Here is a 19744-nt window from a genome sequence, read left to right on the forward strand (position 1 = left end):
TAGGGTCCGCCCCCATCCCCGCGAGCCGCGAGACCCATGCTGCGCGAGATCGTCCTCGACACCGAGACCACCGGCACGGAGGCGAAGGGAGGCGACCGGCTGATCGAGATCGGCGCGGTGGAGCTCCTCAACCACATCCCCACCGGCCGGACCTTCCACCGCTACTGCAACCCGCAGCGCCCGGTCTCCGAGGGCGCGTTCAACGTCCACGGCCTGTCCGACGCGTTCCTCGCCGACAAGCCGGTCTTCGCCGAGATCGTCGGCGAGTTGCTGGCGTTCCTGGCCGACGGGCGGCTCGTCATCCACAACGCGCCCTTTGACGTCGGCTTCCTCAACATGGAATACGCCCGGCTCGGCGCGAACGCCCCGCCGCCGATCCAGCTGGAGGACGTGGTCGACACCCTGCCGATGGCCCGGCGCAAGCACCCGGGCGCGGCCAACAACCTCGACGCCCTCTGCGCCCGCTACGGCATCGACAACACCCGGCGGACCAAGCACGGGGCGCTCCTCGACGCGCAGATCCTGGCCGAGGTCTACGTCGAGCTGCTCGGCGGCAAGCAGACCAGCCTCGGGCTCCTGGAGGCCGAGAAGGCTGCCCCGGCGGCCGGATCGACCGCCCTGGCGGCGGCCCCGGCGGCACCCCGTCCCTACCGCAGCCGCCTTACGGATGCGGAGCGCGCCCGCCACGACAGCTTCCGCGCGAGCCTCGGTCCCGCCGCGATCTGGGCCGACTACATCGGCGCGGACGATCCGGTCTGATCCGCCCGCCAGAGCCCCCGCTCCGTGCGCGGCACCGGCTGTTGCCGCATCGCACAGGGGCGTTTAGTGCAATGCACAAAACGCCGTCGGCGCACCATCTCTCGGGATGGCGGGGGCTGGTCCACGCGGTGGCACGGGCGTGCCGGGTCCGGCCGTGACGGAGATGCTGAGGCAGTGAGGCGCGCACGCATGACCGAGGATTTCGGCAGTCGCGACGGACAGCGCGACGACAGGACCGGCCCGTCACCCTTCGCCGACATGATCGAGGCCACCCGCCTGACCGGCCTGGGCCGGCTCGAGGAGGCGACCGCCCTCATCCAGCGCAGCCTCGGGGGTCAGAAGCCCCCGCCCGCCGATCCGTCGGCCGCGCCGCAGCCTGCCGCCGAGACGCGGAATCCCGCGGCGGAGTCCGGGACGCGGATGCGCGAGGTGGTGGGGCAGGTCGTGCGCGGGCTCGCGCCGGTGCTGAAGGGCCTGGGCAACCCGCTGCGGCCGCCGGCCCCGCCGCCCGCCGACCGGGCGGGCGGGACCGGGGGCCGCTTCGTGGCGCTGACCCACGCCGAGCCCGCCGGCACCCGCGAGTACAAGCTGTTCATCCCGAGCCACCCCGACCGGCCGGCGCCGCTGATCGTGATGCTGCACGGCTGCACGCAGAATCCGGACGATTTCGCCGCCGGCACCGGCATGAACACCCTCGCCGAGCGCGCCGGCGTGTTCGTGGCCTACCCGGCCCAGAGCCGCCAGGCCCACGCCCAGCGCTGCTGGAACTGGTACGAGCCCCGGGACCAGGGCCGCGGCGCGGGCGAGCCGGCCATCATCGCGGGCCTCACCCGCGCGATCATGGCGGAGCACGCGATCGACCCGGCCCGGGTCTACATCGCCGGCCTGTCGGCGGGGGGCGCCGCCGCCCTCAACATCGCCCGCGCCTACCCGGATCTCTACGCCGCCGTCGGCGTGCATTCGGGCCTCGCGGCCGGCTGCGCCCGGGATCTCGGCTCGGCGCTGATGGCCATGCAGGTCGGTGCACCGGGCCTCGGCGCTCCGACCGCCTTCGGCACCCCCGCGCCCGCCGCCCGCGTCCCGACGATCATCTTCCACGGCGAGGACGACGGCACGGTGAGCGTGCGCAACGCCGACCAGGTGCTCGCCCAGGCCAAGGTCGCCGGGCTGACGCCCCGGTCGGAGACGTTCGAGGGCCGCGGCCATCCCTTCACCCGCACCCGCTACCGGGACGAGGCGGGCCGGGTCGTGGTCGAGGATTGGCGGGTGCGCGGCGCCGGCCACGCCTGGTCGGGCGGCCGCCCCGACGGCAGCTACACGGATCCCGAGGGGCCCGACGCGTCCCGGGCGATGCTCGACTTCTTCGCCGAGCACCGGCTGGGACCGGCGCGGCGCCCGTGAGGGATTTCCGGCTGCCGCGCGCCCCGGCGGGTTGTCAGGGCGCGGCCCTGATGTATCGCAGGGCTCTGCCCTGCCCCCACAAAAGGTCCCGGACCTTTTGAATCCAGGACCGTCCATGACCAGCACCCCCGCACCGATCCCGACCCTCCAGGGTCTCGCCGAGGTCGCCGACCGGTACGACCTGATCCTCTGCGACGTCTGGGGCGTGCTGCACGACGGCCAGACGGCCCACGGGGCCGCCGGCGAGGCGCTGATCCGGTTCCGCGGCCTCCCGGGCGCGCGGCCGCGCCGGGTCGTCCTCGTCTCGAACGCGCCCCGGCCCGGCGACGGCGTCGGCCGCATCCTCGACCGGTTCGGCGTGCCGCGGGAGGCCTACGACGCGATCCTGACCTCGGGCGACCTCACCCACGACCTGATCGCCGCGCGCCCGGGCGCGCGGATCCGGCATCTCGGTCCGGAGCGCGACCTCGGCATCTTCCAGGGGCTCGACCTCAGCCTCGTCCCGGAGACGGAGGCCGACCTCGTCGTCTGCACCGGCCTGTTCGACGACCGCAGCGAGACCCCGGACGATTACCGGCCGGAGCTGGAGCGCCTGGCCGCCCGCGGGCTGACGATGATCTGCGCCAATCCCGATCTCGTCGTGGAGAGCGGCAACCGCCTGATCCCCTGCGCGGGCCTGCTCGCGGCGGCCTACGCGGAGATCGGCGGCCCCGTGGTGTACGCCGGCAAGCCGCACCGCCCGGTCTACGAGGCGGCGCTCGCCAAGGGGGCGGCGCTCACCGGGGCCGCGGTGGATCCGGCACGGGTCCTGGCGATCGGCGACGCGATCCGCACCGACATCGCCGGCGCCCGCGGCTTCGGCCTCGCGAGCCTGCTGGTGGCCCGCGGCATCCACGCGGAGGAACTCGGCGTCACGGCCGCGCATCACCGGCTGGGCGACGTGGCGGAATGGCTCGGCCGGCAGGCGGTGCATCCGGACGCGGTGATCGAGCGGCTGGTCTGGTAGCGCCCGACCCGCCGACGCGGGCCGGCCTCGCGCGTATTGCCGCCAGTCTAACCCTCTGAAATCCGCGACAAGCTTGACACCGCGCGGGAAATTGCGTGCATTCGCGCGTGTGAATCGGTCCCGCGCGCAGCAATCAGCCCCGACATCCGCTTCGCGTGCCGGGCGATTCGACCGGAAGACCTGTCCGGTCGCGGCGCGCGCGACGATCGGGGCCGGCGAGACGGCGGGTCTTGCGTGACCCTGGTCTCCGGACTGCCCGACTTCCTGCTCTATCTCGGCACCGCGGCCGGGCTGATCGGCCTCTACCTGCTGATCTACACCCTCGCCACCGCGCACAACGAGCTCGCGCTGATCCGCCGGGACGTGACGGCGGCCGCCGTCGCGCTGGGCGGGAGCCTGGTCGGCTTCACCCTGCCGCTGGCGGTGGCGATCTACAACGCGGCGTCCCTGCTCGACTGCCTGGTCTGGGGGCTGATCGCCCTCGTGATCCAGATCGCGATCTACTGGCTCGTGCGCCTCGCGGTGCCGGACCTGTCGCGGCGCATCGAGGAGGACCGCGCCGCCGCCGCGATCCTCCTCGGCGCGGCCTCGCTGGCGGGGGGCGTCGTGAACGCCGCCTCGATGACCTATTGAGGGGCCGGTGACGGAGACCGCGCCAGCTCCCGACGCGGCCCCCGATGCTGCCGGCCGCGCCGCCGGCGGGTCCGCGACCGGCTTCGCCGCCGCCCGCCGCTCCAAGCGCTCGGCCGCCGTGTCTCTGGTCCTGGTCGCGGGCGCCGGCGCGGCCGCCCTGACGCTCGGCGGCCTCGACCCGTCCCAGCGGGAGGAGGAGGCGCTCGTCTACGGGACGCTCGGCGCCTGCATCGCCCAGCAGCTGCGCGGCGCCGAGGCCTGCATCGCCGCCTACACGAGCGCGCAGGAGACCTACGCGGCGACGGCGCCGCGCTACGAGACCGAGGCCGATTGCCAGCGCCACCACGGGACCGGCGGCTGCACGCCGGGCGCGCAGGTCACGGAGGCCGCGCGCGGCCGCTACCTGCCGGTGATGGCCGCCTTCATGATGGGGCGGACGGACGCGCAGGACCTGCCGGTCCAGCCGCTCTACCCGCACGCGCCCGAGGAGGAGCGCGACGAGGCCGGGACCGCGACGGCCGGGCACGGGGGCGGCTACTGCACCGGTGCGGGCGGCCGGGTCGCCTACGCGGGCGGCGCCTCGCGGGTCCACGTCCCCGCCTCGGTCGCCCGCACCGCGAGCACGACGAGCACGACGACGAGCACGACCCCGCGCACGGTCAGCCGCGGCGGCTTCGGCGGCACCGGGCGGGCGACGGCGTTCTCCGGAGGCTCGGGCGGCCGCGCGGGCGGGTTCGGCGGCGGCTGATGCGCCGCGTGCCGATCCCGGAGCGGCCCGACTGGCGGCTCCACGCCGCGCGCGCCGGCTTCACCTTCCACACGTTCGACGGCGCCCCCTACTGGGACGAGAGCGCCTACTACGCCTTCAGCCTCGCGGAGATCGAGGACGCCATCGAGGCGCCGAGCGCCGCGCTGCACGACCTCTGCCTCGCCTTCGTGGACCGGGCGGTCCGGGACGCGGCGATCCTCCGCTCGCTGCGGATCCCGGAGCACGCCTGGGACGCGATCCGGGCGAGCTGGGCGCGGCGCGATCCCAGCCTGTACGGGCGCTTCGACTTCAGCTACGGCGGCGACGGGCCGGCCAAGCTCCTAGAGTACAACGCCGACACGCCCACCGCCCTCTACGAGAGCGCGGTTTTCCAGTGGCTGTGGCTGGAGGACGGGCTGGCGCGGGGACGCCTCCCCGCCGGCGCCGATCAGTTCAACACCCTGCACGAGGCGCTGGTGGCGCGCCTCGCCGCCGTGGCGCCCCCGGAGGGCGTCGCCTTCGCGGGCTTCCCCGACGCGCCGGAGGATCGCGGCACGCTGTCCTATCTCCAGGACTGCGCGCTGCAGGCCGGCCGCCCCGCCCCCTTCCTGCCGGTCGAGGCGATCGGGCTCGCGGAGGACGGGCGCTTCGTGGACGCGGCCGGCATCCCGATCGGCTGCCTGTTCAAGCTCTACCCGTGGGAGTGGATGTTCGCCGACCCGTTCGGCCGGGCGGTCGGCGCGGCGGCGACCCGCTTCCTGGAGCCGCCCTGGAAGGCGGTGCTCTCCAACAAGGGGCTGCTGGCCCATCTCTGGGCGATGGCGCCGGGCCATCCCAACCTGCTGCCGGCCTTCTTCGAGGAGGACCCGGCCAAGGCCGCGCTGGGCCGGAGCTTCGTGAGGAAGCCCCTCTACGGCCGCGAGGGCGCCAACGTGCTGATCGTGCGCGACGGCGCCGTCGCGGCGCGCGACGAGGGTCCCTACGGCGGCGAGGGCTACGTGCGGCAGGCCCTGGCCGCGCTGCCCGATTTCGACGGCCGCCGCGCGCTGGTCGGCAGCTGGATGGTCGGCGACCGGCCCGCCGGCCTGTGCCTGCGCGAGTCGGACGGCCTCATCACGACCGACCGGGCCCGGTTCGTGCCGCACCTCATCGCGCCGTGACCGGGTGCGGGTCGCGGGTCCGGGTCGCCTGTCACCGGTCCAGCGCCGCGAGCTCCCGCCGCATATTCGATCGCGCGGGCCCCTCCAGCTCGGCCCGGGCCCGGTCGGTGACGAACAGCGGCCGGCCGGACTCGAGGGTCCCCCGCAGGAAGGCCGCGCGCCCCCGCCGGTAGGCGGCCGCGCCCACGAACGGGACGAATTCCCGCGCCACGCCGGCGGCGTAGCCGTCGTAGGCGGCCGGCGCCGCCCCCAGGATCGCCATGTCCATGTCGAGGAAGACCGCGACGTCCGCGGCGAGCGCGGCCGGCAGGCCGTCCGGGACGGCGTGCCGCTCGGTCGCCAGGATCATCGTCTCGGCCGCCGCCAGCGCGGGCGCCGGGACCGCGCCGTCCAGCAGCGCCCGCAGGAGCGCGGCGCTGCGGCGCTCGTTGTCCGGGGCGCCCGGCCGGTAGACGGCGTCGTGGAACCAGATCGCCAGTTCCACCGCGTCGGGATCCCGGACCGTCCCGCGGCGGGCGCGGAACGCCTCCAGGAGCGCGTCGATATGCGCTTGGCCGTGATAGACGCGATGCGGCTCGGCCAGCCGGGCGCGCAGGTCAGCCAGGATGCGGGGATGGCCGTCGAGCATCGGCCGATCCTCTACCCGATCCGCCTCCGCGGGACGAGGCGGGATCGCGCCGCCGGTGCGGGGCGTCGCGGGCGCGCCGGGACGACCGGACGATGCGGCCCAGCGGCTGCCCCGGCCCGGTCCCCGGGGGCGGGCTTCCGGACGCCGCGATAGACGTTCCCGGCCTCGACCTCCGACATCGCGCGAGATCATCGTCCCGGTGGCGATGATCGGGGATGTGATCGTCGATCTCTCCGATAGACGGTCGCTGTCGATCCCGTGAGATCTATTGGGCGCGATCGACCCGATCCCGCGTCTGGTCTTCGCGCAGATCGCCGGCTACACGGGAACAACCCATCCGGAGGATCCCCCGCGCCCATGAGAGCGACGACCCTGAGAACGACGACTTGGTTGATGCTGGCGGCGCTGCTCGCGGCCGCCCCGGCCCGCGCGCAGGCCCCCGCCCCGTCGCCGGCGGGGCCGACGACCAAGCCCGAGAGCGACCCCGCGCAGGAGACGATCCGCAAGCTCAACGCCTATGTCGGCCTCCTCAACCGGACCCTGCGGGCGCAGGAATCGCTCAGCCGCTATCAGAGCTGGGTCAACATGAAGACCGGCCCGACCGGCCGCGAGCGGACCATCTACGGCCTCTACGGGCTCTACGACGTGCGCGGCGAGATCGCGAAGGCGGAGGCCGCGACGGCGCAGCCGCCCGCGATGCCGGACCTCGACGGCGCCGTGAAGAGCTACATCGCCGCCTATCAGGCGCTCGCCCCGACGGTCACCGAGGCGGAGGGCTACTACGAGCGGCAGGATTACCGCGCGGACAAGATGGAGCAGGGCAAGGCGCTCCACGCCAAGCTCGCCGTCGCGGGGCCGGCCTTCCTGGCGGCGCGCGCCAGGGTCGAGGCCGCGCTGCGGGTCGAGAAGGAGAAGAGCGACGCGCTGGAACTCGCCGCCCTCGAGGCGCGGGAGGGTCGCAAGGCGCGCTGGCACGTCGCGAACGTGATGACCGCGTGCCGCAAGGTCATGGACCTGCTGCCCACCGACGCCGAGCCGGTCGTCGAGATGGCGGCCTTCGAGGCCGCGCTCGGGCGCTACGCCGCCGCCGTGAAGGACATGGACGGGTACAGCGCCGCCAACCCGAACTCCTTCCACGTGTTCGAGAGCCGGCCGCGCGCGCTCCTGGGCAAGCTGCGCGAGTTCGACGCCAAGCTCGCCAAGGCCAAGGGCGACGCCCGGCGCGGCGCCGGGCGCGACGTGACCTGGATCGTGAACGACTACAACATAATGGTGTCGACCGCGCAGACGGCCACGACCTTCTCGCGGTGACCGGAGGCGCCCGGGACCCGGGGCGCCGTCAGCGGGTGCTCCGGGCCGGTTCCGTCGGGCGCAGCGAGGTCGCGGCCGCCGTGACGGCCGCCCGCCACCGCGCCTGCTCGGCCGCGGGGTAGCGGACGCGCAGGGTGACGAAGGCGCCGCCGCGCCCGCCCGCAAGGAGGGTCTTCCGGTACAGGATTCCGGCCGCCGTCGTGCAGGAGAACACGATCCAGCCGGGCTTGCGCGCCGCGTATTCGGGCGGCTGCCGCAGGCAGGTCTGCCGATCCGCGGCCACGACGGCGTCGAGATCCTGGTCGCGCGCGGCGTTCAGGCCCGACACCGTCAGCTGCAGGTGGCCGTCGGCCGAGTGGAAGGCCTGCCCGTCGCCGTTGTCCGGCGGCGGCTCCGCGACGAGGTCGGCGGGCACGTCGACGGAGAAGCCGAAACGGGCGTTGACCACGTGCCGCAGCGCGGGCGTGTCCGACAAGGCCCGGCTCCAGTCGCGCCGGACCCGCGCGATCCGCGCGGTGTAGGCGCGCGTCAGGCAGGCCGTGTCCGGGCAGGCGTCGCGGACCCGCGCGCGCCAGCGCGCGTGGTCCTCGCCGAAGGTGTCGATCGCCTGGCCGGTCTCCCCGTCGACCCCGCGTGTCTCGCCCACGATCCTGTCGAACAGGCGCCTGAGTTCGTCGTCCAGCCGCGTCAGGGCGGGGTCGGCACAGATCAGCGTCTCGACCCTGCCCCGATTCCCGGCGCAATCCGGGGCCGCCCGGGCGGAGGGGACGCCCGCGCCCGCGCCGAGGCCGAGCGCCAGCACGCGCAGCACGGCCGGCCATCGAGGCGGCCGCGCGGTCGCGCGATGCGCGCGCGGGGTGCTCGGCACGGCCGCGCTCACAGGCTGTCATCCTCGATCCTGACGAGCGTCCAGCAGGCCGCCCGGCGAAACGTGTAGGTGATCTGCAGGCCCGTATCGGGCTTGAACAGCTTGACGCGCATCGCGTCGGCCCCCGCGGCGCTCAGCGCCTGTTTCAGGCCGTCGGTCTTCTGCGTCCGGAGGCTCGGCATCAGCGGGAAGCGCAGCGCGTCGGCGCCGAGCATCGTCGTCACCGGCTTCGGTTCGGGCTCGGCCTCGGGATCGATCGTGTCGCTGCGCAGGGGCACGGCGACGAACGCCTTCTGGACCGCGACGTCGTCGGCGAAGGCGGCCAGGAAACCCGGGAAGTCCCGCGCGGGACAGGCCGGCGCCGCCTGGGCGCCCACGGTGCCGAGCGCGGCGAGCGCGCCGACGAGGCCCGGTCGGAGGATCGATCGGACGCCTGATCGCGCGCTCGGGCGCGCCGGACGAGCTTGGATACGCACGGAATCCCTCCTGTGGCGGTCTGGACGTGATCGGCAGTACAATCTCGGCCGGCACGGGCCGTCGGGTCTGCGCGGCGCGGGATCCGGGTCGTCGCGGCCGGCCGCCGGGCCCGCCGGATCCGGGCAGCGTGGCGCGCCGCCGCTCATCGGCCCGCCGTGGTCTTGAGCAGCAGGACGTCGATGTCGCGCCGGGGCACGTAATCCGTCGCGACGCTCTCGAAGGTCGTCGGGCCCGTCTTGCGGACGCCGGTGCCGCAGAACGACACGAGCGTCGCGGGATCGCCCTTGTCCACGGTCAGCTTGAACGTGCCGATCGGCCCGGCCCAGTTGCCGCCGGAGGTGATCACGTAGGACAGGTACTGCTCGAAGGCCTGGATTCCCCGCCCGCCCGCCGCCTCGACTCTGCGGGCGAGCGCCTGGGCCGCCTTCAGGAAGGCCGCGTCCGTGCAGTATTTCCGCGCGTACTCGGCCCTCTCGTCGGCGCCCTCGGTCGCGGTACCGAACGACAGGCTGGACAGGCCGCCGAGGCCCGGAACGTAGCTCTGCCGGACGACGACGTCGCGTCCCGCCGGGAAGACCTGCCGGCGCCAGAACTTCGACCGCAGGGTCCAGACCGGGAACAGGCTCGTCGTGCCGTTGCCCATCTCCTGGGCCTCCAGGAGGCCGTCGGCCACGAGGCGGCGGCGCTGATCCTCGCCCAGGGCCGCCAGAGCGGCCTCGGTGGCCTCGACCGTCGGGACGAGGGGGATGCCGAGGCTCCTCAGCCGCCCGGTCACCTCGACCTCCGGCTTGCCGGCCGGCGTGACGAAGGCGCGCTGCTCGACCTGCGAGTCGACCGGCCGGCCGTCGACCTCGGTGGTGAAGCGGAGGAAGTTGTCGTGCTTCGGGTCGGCGATGTTGAGCATCGCGTCGGGACCGCCGGATATGTCGGGCATCGGGAACGCGATCGTCGTCTCGACGTCCCGGTCGGTCAGGTTGTGGAAGCGGTAGGCGATCCGCACCGCCTTCTCGGACAGGAAGAGGTCCTCGGAGACGAGGGCGATCCGGTCCGTCTTCTCCAGGACGAGGCCGCCGGCCGCGAGGGCCGCGACGCTGTCGTCGGCCCGGACCGGACGCGGCAGGGCCGTCGACAGGATCGCCGACAGGAGCGCCGGCAGGAGCGCCGGCAGCAGCAGGGCGAGGCGCGGGGTGCGGGGCGTGGCTGGGGTTCGCACGGCTGTCGGGCTCGCTGGTTGGATCCGTCGGTGCGGGGGCGGCGCGGGCTTCGGAAGGTCCGGAGGCCTACGCGGCCCAGGGTGGGGCCCGGCGCGGACACCGCTCACCCGGGAGCGACACGGGCTTCGATCCGCCGCCCCGCGGCAGCGACAGCTTCGTCCAGACCGTCTTCCGTCGCGGCACACCGTCCTCCCCGCGGCGCGCCGTCGCGCGCCATCGAATCCCGGCCGGACCGGACGGAAGCTTTCGGGCAGAGTTGAGGCCGATCGCGAGGACCGTGTCAGGTCGAGGCCGCGAGAAAGCACCGCCGTCAGCGAGACGCGTGGATCCCTATGCTCCGCGTCGCGGGCTTCGTCCCCGCCGTGACGGGGCGATACAGGCCCGCGCGGCGCCACGAGCGGCAACGGTTACTCTCGAAGATCGTCGTTCATGAGCGATCGAAGGTATTCACGTCCCGGTTCTGCTGCTGAAATAGACCGGCGCCTCGCGCTGTTCCGGTCGGAAGCGCGCGGTCCGGTCCGCGGTCCGGCCCGCGGCCCCGCTCGATTGCGTCGGCGGGACCGTTCGGTCTATCGGCTGACCGGGACGGCCGGCGGCCTCGGGCGCCGGCTCGATCTGCGACGATCTGCGAGGAGCGCGCCCGTGTCAGCCGAAGACGCCCCGATCGGCCGCTTCCCGATCCCCCGCCTGGAGACCTTGCCGGACGACATCCGCGCGCGGATCGAGGCGGTGCAGGAGAAGTCCGGCTTCGTCCCGAACGTGTTCCTGGTGCTCGCCCACCGCCCGGACGAGTTCCGGGCCTTCTTCGCCTACCACGACGCCCTCATGGACAGGCCGGGCAACCTGACCAAGGCCGAGCGCGAGATGATCGTCGTGGCGACCTCGGCCATCAACCAGTGCCAGTACTGCGTGATCGCCCACGGGGCGATCCTCCGGATCCGCGCCAAGGATCCGCTGATCGCCGATCAGGTGGCGATCAACTACCGCAAGGCCGATATCACCGACCGGCAGAAGGCGATGCTCGACTTCGCCATGCTGGTCAGCCAGTCCGCGCACCAGGTCGGGGAGGCCGCGTTCGCGGCGCTCAGGGCTCACGGATTCGACGACGCGGATGCCTGGGACATCGCCGCCATCGCGGCCTTCTTCGGCCTGTCGAACCGGCTGGCGAACGTCACCAGCCTGCGCCCCAACCCGGAATTCTACGCGCTGGGGCGCGGCTGACGGCGCGGCGTCCCCGGCCGCCGGCGAGCCGAGCGCGGGTCCCGATCGTCCGCGCGGCCCGGATCTCGCGATCCAGACCCCAGGGGTGCCGCTCCCCGCAGGCTCGGCGCCCTGCGGCATCGCCGGAGCCCCGCCGTGCGACCTGGCGTCGCGCGCGCGAGGCGGATGAGACGGCTCCCGCCTTCTGGGCCCGGCCCGGACGACGCGCGCGGACGGGGCGGGCCGTCCCGACCCGTGCTTTAAGCCTATAGGAGCGGCCCGGTTCGGCTGTTAACACGCGTTAAACTCTGCGACTGACCCGGTGAGGAGGCGAATCCCGGCTTGAACCTTCGAAGCGGCGCGGCCCCGCGTCTCGACCTGAGCGCGTGCGATCGCGAGCCCATCCACATCGTCGGCAGCGTCCAGCCGCACGGGTTCCTGCTCGGCCTCGAGGCCCGGTCCCTCACCATCGTCCAGGCGAGCGCCAACGCCCCCGCGGCGGCTACGGTCGGAACCGTGCTCGACGCGGCCCTGCCCGACCTCGCGGCCGTCGTCCGCCACCATCTCACGGCGGCCGAGCCCCAGGACGGCGCCCTCTATCTCCGGACCGTGACGCTGGAGACCGGCGGCGGCCGTCAGGCCTACGAGGTCGCGGCTCACCGGGTCGACGATCTCGTCGTGCTGGAACTGGAGGAGATCGACGCGGCCGCGGCCGAGATCGGCGTCGACGTGCTCACCCCGCGCCTGCGGGCCTTCGTCGAGCGCCTGCAGACCGCCCGCACCGTCGAGGACCTCTGCCGGTTCGTCGCCGAGGACATCCGCCAGATCACCGGCCTCGACCGCGCCCTGGTCTACCGGTTCGACCGCGACTGGCACGGCACGGTGCTGGCGGAGGCCGGCAACGGCGTCCTGCCCTCCTACCTCGACCTGCGCTTCCCCGCCTCCGACATCCCCGTCCAGGCGCGCGAGCTCTACCGCCGGAACCGCCTGCGCATCATCCCCGATGCCGGCTACGTCCCCGTGCCGATCCGGCCGGCCACCACGCCCTCCGGCAAGCCGCTGGACCTCAGCCAGTCGGTGCTGCGCTCGGTCTCGCCGGTCCATGTCGAGTACATGCGCAACATGGGCACGATGGCGTCCATGTCGGTGTCGATCCTCGTGGACGGCGGCCTCTGGGGCCTGATCTCCTGCCACAACCGCACGCCCAAGCGCGTGCCCCTGCAGGCGCGCAACGCCTGCGACGTGCTCACCCAGATCTTCGCCCTGCAGCTCTCGGCCCGCGAGCGCGGCGCCCAGTCCGAGAAGCGGCTGGCGCTCGGCGCCGTGCAGGCGCGCCTCCTGGCGTTCATGGCCGAGGAGGACAGCTTCGTCGACGGCCTGCTCAACCACCCCGACGACGTCCTGGCCCTGGTGGACGCGACCGGCGCCGCGGTGGTGACGGCGGACCGCTGCCGGCTGCTCGGGGCGACGCCGGCGGAGCGGGAGGTCCGCGCCCTCTACCGGTGGCTGTCCGAGCGCGACGACGCCGAGGAGGTCTTCGTCTCCGAGGCCCTGTCGGAGGCGTTCCCGGCCGCCGCCGCCTTCGCCGAGCGGGCGAGCGGCCTCCTGGCGATCTCGGTCTCGAAGAAGTACGCGAGCTACATCCTCTGGTTCAGGCCCGAGGTCGTGCGGACGGTGAAGTGGGGCGGCAATCCCGTGAAGGCCGTCCGGCCCGATCCGGAGGGCGGACCGGACCGGCTGCACCCGCGCAAGTCGTTCGAGATCTGGAAGGAGACCGTGCAGGGCCGCTCCCTGCCCTGGTCCGACCCGGAGGTGGAGGCCGCCAAGGACCTGCGCGCCTCGGTGCTCGGCATCGTGCTCCGCCGGGCCGAGGAGCTCGCCGCCATGAGCGAGGAGCTGCAGCGCTCGAACAAGGAGCTGGAGGCGTTCTCGTACTCGGTCAGCCACGACCTGCGCGCGCCGTTCCGCCACATCGTCGGCTACGCGAACCTGCTCAAGACCCGCGAGGGCGCCCAGCTCTCCGACAAGGGCCGGCACTACGTGGAGACGATCATCGAGGCGGCCTTCTCGGCCGGCACCCTGGTCGACAGCCTCCTGAGCTTCTCGCAGATGGGCCGGCACGCCCTCAACAAGGTCTGGGGCGACATGAACGCCCTGGTCGAGGAGGTCCGCCGGAAGGTTCTGCGCGACGTCACCCCCGACCGGACCCTCCGCTGGGAGATCGCGCCGCTGGGCCGCGCCTATGCCGACCCCGTCATGCTGCGGCTCGTCATCGAGAACCTGCTGTCGAACGCCGTGAAGTACACCCGCGGCACCCCGGAGGCGGTGATCGCGATGGGCAGCCTCCCGCCCCGGGAGGGCGAGGCGGTCTACTTCGTGCGCGACAACGGCGCCGGGTTCGACATGGCCTACGTCGACAAGCTGTTCGGCGTCTTCCAGCGGCTGCACCGGGTCGAGGAGTTCGAGGGCACCGGCATCGGCCTCGCCAATGTCCGGCGCATCGTCGAGCGCCACGGCGGGCGGACCTGGGCCGAGGGCAAGCTCGGCGAGGGCGCCACCTTCTACTTCACCCTGCCCATCCGGGAGGAGGCGCACTGATGGCGGGACTGAAGCCCATCCTCCTGGTCGAGGACAATCCGAACGACATCGAGCTGACGCTGGCGGCGCTCGAATCGAGCCAGCTCGCCAACGAGATCGTCATCTGCCGCGACGGCGCCGAGGCCCTCGACTTCATCTACCGGCGGGGCGTGCACGAGAAGCGGCAGGCCCAGGATCCCGCGGTGGTCCTGCTCGACCTCAAGCTGCCGAAGGTCGACGGCCTGGAGGTGCTCGCCAAGATCAAGGGAGACCCGGTCACCCGCCAGGTGCCGGTGGTGATGCTGACCTCGTCCCGCGAGGAGACCGACCTGGTGCGCTCCTACGATCTCGGGGTGAACGCCTTCGTGGTGAAGCCGGTCGCCTTCGAGGAGTTCTTCGCGGCGATCAAGGAGATCGGCGTCTTCTGGGCCCTCCTCAACGAGCCGCCGCCGTACCGGGGAGGCTGGCCATCGAACGCGTGATCGGACCTTCCGCGGGGCCGCTGCGCATCCTCCACCTGGAGGACAGCGACCTCGACGCCGAGCTGATCGAGGCCGAGCTGGAGAGCCTCGGGCACCCGGTCGCGATCGAGCGGGTGATGACCCGCGACGCCTTCGCCCGCGCGGCGGTCGCCGGCCGGCACGACCTCATCCTGGCGGACTACGTCCTGCCGACCTTCGACGGCGTGAGTGCCCTCGGCATCGCCCGGGCGCAGTGCCCCGACACGCCGTTCATCTTCTGCTCGGGCACGCTCGGCGAGGATGTCGCGGTCGAGGCCCTGAAGAACGGCGCCACCGACTACGTCGTCAAGCAGCGCCTCGACCGCATGCCGCGCACGATCGTCCGCGCGCTCGCCGAGGCGCGGGCGCGCGCCGACAAGCGCGAGGCCGAGGCCGCCCTGCAGGCGCTCAACGAGACGCTGGAGGTGCGCATCGCCGAGCGGACCCGGGAACTCGCCGCGGCGAACGAGGCCCTCCAGGCCCAGATCGTCGAGCGGGAGCGGGCTGAGGACGCCCTGCGGCTCGCCCAGCGCCTGGACGCGGTCGGCCAGCTCACGAGCGGCGTCGCGCACGACTTCAACAACCTGCTGACGGTGATCGCCGGCAACATCGAGTTCCTGGAGAAGGCCGTCTCCGACGCGCGCTCGAAGCGCCGCCTCGCCATGATGCGCGGGGCCGCCGAGCGCGGCGCCCGGCTCACCGCGCAGCTCCTCGCCTTCTCCCGCCGCCAGCGCCTGGAGCCGACGCCGGTCAGCCTCAACCAGACGGTCGCGTCGATGCGCGACCTGCTGCAGAGCTCGATCGGCGGCGCGGTCCGCATCGAGACGACCCTTCAGCCCGACCTGTGGCCGGCCCTGGTCGACGCCACCCAGATCGAGCTCGTGATCCTGAACCTCGCCATCAACGCCCGCGACGCGATGGCGGTGGGCGGCCGGCTCGCCATCGAGACCGCCAATGTCAGCGTCACCGGGGCGCCGACGCGGCCCGAGCAGCCGGCGCCCGGCGCCTACGTCATGGTCGCGGTGAGCGACACCGGCACCGGGATGACGCCGGACGTGCTGGCGCGGGTGTTCGAGCCGTTCTTCACCACCAAGGAGGTCGGCAAGGGGTCGGGTCTCGGGCTCGCCCAGGTCTACGGCTTCGTCAAGCAGTCCGGCGGCGGCATCCGCATCGACACGGTCGCGGGCGAGGGCACCTCGATCAAGGTCTACCTGCCCCGGGCCGCGGAGCCCGAGGGCGCCGTGCCCCGCCTGCCGGTCGCGGCCGAGGCCGCGCGGGCGCACTCGCCCGGAGGCGGCCCCCGGCTCCTGGTGGTCGACGACGACGCCGAGGTGCGCGAGGTGACGACGACCCGCCTGATCGAGGCCGGCTACGCGGTGCGCGAGGCGGCCTCCGGCCTCCAGGCGCTGGCCGCCCTGGAGGCGGATCCGGGCGTCGACCTCGTCGTGATGGACTTCGCCATGCCGGGAATGAACGGGGCCGAGACGGCCCTGGAGGTCCGGAAGCGCTGGCCGGCGCTGCCGGTCCTGTTCGTCACCGGCTTCGCCGACACCAGCGCCCTGACCAAGGCCGGCGCCGTCGGCACCGACGCGATCGTGCTGAAGCCGTTCCGCGTCGGGGAACTTGAGGGCAAGGTCGCCGCCGCCCTGGCGGCCCGCCCACCGGCGCAGCTCCGGCTGATCTCGGGCCGCGACAAGAGCGCCTGAGGCGTCCTGAGGGCGTCCTCCACACGGGTCGCGGCGTTCGACGGGCCCGACTTGATCGATGCAGTTGCACAGGCCCGCGCGCTGGGGCACCGATGGCACTGCGGGCACCGTACGGCCCCTCCGCGCCGGCGCGAGGCCGCCCTGTCAGCCGGGCCCCGCGGCCGGAACGGTGGCGCCAGGCGGAGCGATGCCCATCGCGGAGCCTGTCCCTGTCCCATGTCCGAGACCGTCAGGACCGCGGATCTGCCCTTCCTCGCGGAGGGCGGCGCGATGGGCGCGCGGATGCGCGCCCACGACTGGTCCGGCTCGCCGCTCGGGCGGCCGGAGCGCTGGGCGCCGTGCCTGCGGGCGACGCTGAGCCTGATCCTGGGCTCGCGCTTCCCGATGTTCGTGGCGTTCGGGCCCGACCTCGTCTTCCTCTACAACGACGCCTACGCGGAGATCCTGGGCGACAAGCATCCCGCGGCGCTCGGCGCGCGCTTCCGCGACGTCTGGCCGGAGATCTGGCCCGAGATCGGGCCCCTGATCGACCGGGCGCTCGCCGGCGCGGCGACCTGGTCCGAGAACATGCCCCTCACCATGAACCGGCACGGCTACGACGAGCCGACCTGGTTCACCTTCTCGTACGCGCCGGTGCGCGACGAGGCCGGCCGGGTCGCCGGCCTGTACTGCGCCTGCACGGAGACGACCGGCCGCGTCCTGGCCGAGGCGCGGCTGCGGGAGACGGAGGCGCGGATCCGCGCGCTCGCCGACCACCTCCCGGGCGGCTACGTCTACCAGCTCGCCATGGCCCCCGACGGCGCGGACCGGCGCTTCCTCTACGTGTCGCAGGGGTTCGAGCGCATGACCGGCGTGGCGGCCGAGGCGGTCCTCGCCGACCCGGCCGTCGCCTACGACCTGATCCTGCCGGAGTACCGNCGAGGCCGGCGCGATCCGCGACCTCGCGCATTTCGACGTCGAGGCGCCGATGCGCCGGCCGGACGGCACCCGCGTCTGGACGCGCATCATCTCGGCGCCCCGCCGCGTCGGCGACGGCCTGGTCTGGGACGGGCTGCACCTCGACGACACGGTGCGCCACCGGACCGAGGAGCAGCTGCGGGAGAGCGAGCGGCGCCTGCGGCTCGCGACCGAGTCGGCCGAGATCGGCCTCTGGGACGTCGACGTCGTCGCCGACACCCTGTTCTGGCCGGCGCGGGTCAAGGCGATGTTCGGGATCTCGGCCGACGTGCCGGTCACGATGGCCGATTACTACGCCGGCCTGCATCCCGAGGACCGGGAGGCCACGAGCGCGGCCTTCGCCTCCGCCCTCGATCCCGACCGGCGCGCCCTCTACGACGTCGAGTACCGCACCGTCGGCAAGGAGGACGGCGTCGTGCGCTGGGTCGCCGCCAAGGGGCGCGGGATCTTCGAGGGCGGGCGCTGCGTGCGGGTGATCGGCACGGCGATCGACGTCACCGCCCGCAAGCAGGCCGAGGAGGCCCTGCGCGCCAGCGAGGCGCAGTTCCGCGTCCTGTCGCAGGTGCTGCCGAACTTCGTCTGGGCGACCGACGCCGGCGGGGCGGCGGACTGGTTCAACGAGCGCGTCTACGCCTACGCGGGCCGGGAGCCCGGCACCCTCGACGGGGCGGGCTGGCGGGGGATCATCCACCCCGACGACCGGGACCGGGTCGACGAGGAATGGCGGGCGGCCGTCCGGTCGCGGGCCGACTACCAGTCCGAGTACCGCCTGCGCCGCGCCGACGGCGCTTATCGCTGGTTCCTGGCCCGGGCGCAGCCGGTCCGGGCGGCCGACGGCGCGGTCACCCGCTGGGTCGGCACCAGCACCGACATCGACGACCAGAAGCGGCTCATGGCCGAGCTCGTGCGCTTCAACGTGACCCTCGAGCAGCGCGTGGCCGAGCGCACCGCCGAGCACGACCGGGTCTGGCGCAACTCGCGCGACCTCCTGGTCGTGGTCGGGGCCGACGGCATCTTCCGCGCGGTCAACCCGGCCTGGCAGACGATCCTGGGGCACGAGCCGGCCGAGGTGGTGGGCCGCAGCTTCCTGGACTTCGTCTGGCCGGAGGATGCGGGCCCGACCCGGGAGGCCCTCGACGCCGCCGCGGCCGCGCGCGACCTGACCGATTTCGAGAACCGCTACCGGCACAAAGACGGCACCCCGCGGCTGATCTCGTGGCGCACCTCCGTCGAGGGCGCGCACGTCTACGCCTACGGCCGCGACGTCACCGCCGAGAAGGCCCAGGCCGAGGCGCTCCGGCACGCCGAGGAGGCCCTGCGGCAGTCGCAGAAGCTGGAGGCGGTGGGGCAGCTCACCGGCGGCGTCGCCCACGACTTCAACAACCTCCTGACGATCATCCGCTCGTCGGTGGACTTCCTGCGCCGTCCCGATCTGGCGGAGGAGCGCCGGTCCCGCTACCTCAACGCCGTCTCGGAGACGGTCGACCGGGCGGCCAAGCTCACCGGCCAGCTCCTCGCCTTCGCGCGGCGGCAGGCGCTGAAGCCCGAGATCCTCGACGTCGGCGCGCGGCTGCGCGGCGTGGCCGACCTGCTCGACACGGTCACGGGCGCCCGCATCGCGGTCGTGACCGAGCTGCCGGACCAGCCCTGCTTCATCCGGGTCGACCTCAGCCAGTTCGAGACCGCGCTGGTCAACATGGCGGTGAACGCCCGGGACGCCATGGACGGCGCCGGCACGCTGACCCTGCGCCTGCATTGCGGCGCGGCGCTGCCGCCGATCCGTGGCCATGCCGGCGCCCCCGGCCCGTTCGCGGCGATCGCCCTCACCGACACCGGCACCGGCATCGCGCCGGACGTCCTGGCACGGGTGTTCGAGCCGTTCTTCACCACCAAGGAGGTCGGGAAGGGCACGGGCCTCGGCCTGTCCCAGGTCTTCGGCTTCGCCAAGCAGTCCGGCGGCGACGTCGCGGTCGAGAGCGCGCCCGGCCGCGGCGCCACCTTCACGCTCTACCTGCCGCAGGTCGAGCCCGAGGCGTCCTGCGCGGCCGCCGCCGCGGAGGCGGCCGCGCTCGATCCCGGCGGCGCGGGGCAGCGCGTGCTGGTGGTGGAGGACAACATCGAGGTCGGCCGCTTCGCCACGCAGATCCTGGAGGATCTCGGCTACGCGACGACCTGGGCGGCCAATGCCGAGGAGGCGCTGGATCAGCTCGGGGCCGACGGCGCGGCCTTCGACGTCGTGTTCTCCGACGTGGTCATGCCCGGGATGGGCGGGATCGCGCTGGCCCGGCTCCTCCGGCGGCGGATGCCGCACCTGCCGGTGGTGCTGGCCTCCGGCTACAGCCACGTCCTCGCCCAGGAGGGGATCCGCGACTTCGAGCTGCTGCACAAGCCCTACTCCGCCGACCAGGTCTCGCGCGTGCTGCGCAAGGTCGTCGGCGCGCGGCGGAGGCGGCCGAGGGGCGGGCAGCCCTGATGAGGCTGGGCGCTGCCGGGACAAGCGGAGACCTGACGCCGCAGCCGGGCGGCGACGGGCGGTCCCGGCGCCATGTTCCCGCGGGAGGTTCCGCGCGCGGGGGAGACGCCGCGCCCGCCCCCGGAG

General features: G+C 73.7%; 16 protein-coding genes and 1 pseudogene. 13 read left to right on the forward strand and 4 right to left on the reverse strand.

Annotation, left to right across the window (positions count from 1 at the left end):
* Positions 1–36 precede the first annotated feature (36 nt).
* The 6 genes from dnaQ to ACTJK8_RS11625 all read left to right on the forward strand — a co-directional run bounded on the left by dnaQ (position 37) and on the right by ACTJK8_RS11625 (position 5707).
* Positions 37–759, forward strand: a complete 723-nt coding sequence (dnaQ, locus tag ACTJK8_RS11600; RefSeq protein WP_012321203.1) for a DNA polymerase III subunit epsilon — start codon at positions 37–39, stop codon at positions 757–759.
* A 189-nt stretch (positions 760–948) separates the two neighbouring features.
* Complete coding sequence (locus ACTJK8_RS11605) at positions 949–2160, forward strand: extracellular catalytic domain type 1 short-chain-length polyhydroxyalkanoate depolymerase (protein WP_012321202.1); 1212 nt, start codon at positions 949–951, stop codon at positions 2158–2160.
* Between the two features lie 115 nt (positions 2161–2275).
* On the forward strand, positions 2276–3166 hold the full coding sequence (locus ACTJK8_RS11610) for a TIGR01459 family HAD-type hydrolase (protein ID WP_024828871.1): 891 nt from the start codon (positions 2276–2278) through the stop codon (positions 3164–3166).
* A 234-nt stretch (positions 3167–3400) separates the two neighbouring features.
* Positions 3401–3799 (forward strand): DUF350 domain-containing protein, encoded by a 399-nt coding sequence (locus ACTJK8_RS11615; protein WP_012321200.1) that lies wholly within the window; start codon positions 3401–3403, stop codon positions 3797–3799.
* Between the two features lie 7 nt (positions 3800–3806).
* Positions 3807–4547, forward strand: coding sequence for a DUF1190 domain-containing protein (locus ACTJK8_RS11620; protein ID WP_029360288.1), 741 nt, complete (start codon positions 3807–3809; stop codon positions 4545–4547).
* On the forward strand, positions 4547–5707 hold the full coding sequence (locus ACTJK8_RS11625; RefSeq protein ID WP_234740888.1) for a glutathionylspermidine synthase family protein: 1161 nt from the start codon (positions 4547–4549) through the stop codon (positions 5705–5707). Before ACTJK8_RS11620 ends, ACTJK8_RS11625 begins: the two co-directional genes overlap by 1 nt.
* A gap of 31 nt (positions 5708–5738) precedes the next feature.
* Here the strand turns inward: ACTJK8_RS11625 and ACTJK8_RS11630 are convergent, their stop codons facing one another.
* The gene (locus ACTJK8_RS11630) at positions 5739–6335 is read right to left on the reverse strand and encodes an HD domain-containing protein (RefSeq protein WP_012321197.1); all 597 of its coding nucleotides are present in this window, start codon (positions 6333–6335) and stop codon (positions 5739–5741) included.
* A 357-nt stretch (positions 6336–6692) separates the two neighbouring features.
* On the opposite strand from ACTJK8_RS11630, the gene ACTJK8_RS11635 reads away from it, so the two are divergent.
* Positions 6693–7646: a YiiG family protein gene (locus ACTJK8_RS11635; protein ID WP_182178186.1), complete on the forward strand. Its 954-nt coding sequence runs from the start codon at positions 6693–6695 to the stop codon at positions 7644–7646.
* Between the two features lie 28 nt (positions 7647–7674).
* On the opposite strand, the gene ACTJK8_RS11640 is transcribed toward ACTJK8_RS11635, so the two are convergent.
* The 3 genes from ACTJK8_RS11640 to ACTJK8_RS11650 form a co-directional block, all read right to left on the reverse strand.
* Positions 7675–8457: a hypothetical protein gene (locus ACTJK8_RS11640; RefSeq protein WP_165851017.1), complete on the reverse strand. Its 783-nt coding sequence runs from the start codon at positions 8455–8457 to the stop codon at positions 7675–7677.
* Positions 8458–8522: 65 nt separating this feature from the next.
* Entirely contained in the window at positions 8523–8990 is a 468-nt protein-coding gene (locus ACTJK8_RS11645) for a hypothetical protein (protein WP_024828875.1), read from the reverse strand.
* 143 nt (positions 8991–9133) lie between these two features.
* On the reverse strand, positions 9134–10204 hold the full coding sequence (locus tag ACTJK8_RS11650; RefSeq protein ID WP_051252397.1) for a DUF4424 domain-containing protein: 1071 nt from the start codon (positions 10202–10204) through the stop codon (positions 9134–9136).
* A gap of 643 nt (positions 10205–10847) precedes the next feature.
* On the opposite strand from ACTJK8_RS11650, the gene ACTJK8_RS11655 reads away from it, so the two are divergent.
* The 6 genes and pseudogenes from ACTJK8_RS11655 to ACTJK8_RS11680 all read left to right on the forward strand — a co-directional run bounded on the left by ACTJK8_RS11655 (position 10848) and on the right by ACTJK8_RS11680 (position 19618).
* Positions 10848–11426, forward strand: coding sequence for a peroxidase-related enzyme (locus ACTJK8_RS11655; RefSeq protein ID WP_012321192.1), 579 nt, complete (start codon positions 10848–10850; stop codon positions 11424–11426).
* A gap of 321 nt (positions 11427–11747) precedes the next feature.
* Positions 11748–14003, forward strand: coding sequence for an ATP-binding protein (locus ACTJK8_RS11660; RefSeq protein ID WP_440761946.1), 2256 nt, complete (start codon positions 11748–11750; stop codon positions 14001–14003).
* Positions 14003–14464 carry a response regulator gene (locus ACTJK8_RS11665; protein ID WP_012321190.1) on the forward strand — a complete coding sequence of 154 codons (462 nt, stop codon included), beginning with the start codon at positions 14003–14005 and terminating at the stop codon, positions 14462–14464. The genes ACTJK8_RS11660 and ACTJK8_RS11665 overlap by 1 nt, the downstream gene beginning before the upstream one ends.
* On the forward strand, positions 14461–16188 hold the full coding sequence (locus tag ACTJK8_RS11670) for a response regulator (protein ID WP_440761947.1): 1728 nt from the start codon (positions 14461–14463) through the stop codon (positions 16186–16188). The genes ACTJK8_RS11665 and ACTJK8_RS11670 overlap by 4 nt, the downstream gene beginning before the upstream one ends.
* A 384-nt stretch (positions 16189–16572) precedes the next feature.
* Positions 16573–17019 (forward strand): annotated as a pseudogene (locus ACTJK8_RS11675) (PAS domain-containing protein); the annotation flags it as partial.
* A gap of 136 nt (positions 17020–17155) precedes the next feature.
* Positions 17156–19618 (forward strand): PAS domain-containing protein, encoded by a 2463-nt coding sequence (locus tag ACTJK8_RS11680; protein WP_440761948.1) that lies wholly within the window; start codon positions 17156–17158, stop codon positions 19616–19618.
* Positions 19619–19744 lie beyond the last annotated feature (126 nt).

The organism is Methylobacterium sp. 22177 (assembly GCF_052045615.1).
GTDB lineage: Bacteria > Pseudomonadota > Alphaproteobacteria > Rhizobiales > Beijerinckiaceae > Methylobacterium > Methylobacterium radiotolerans.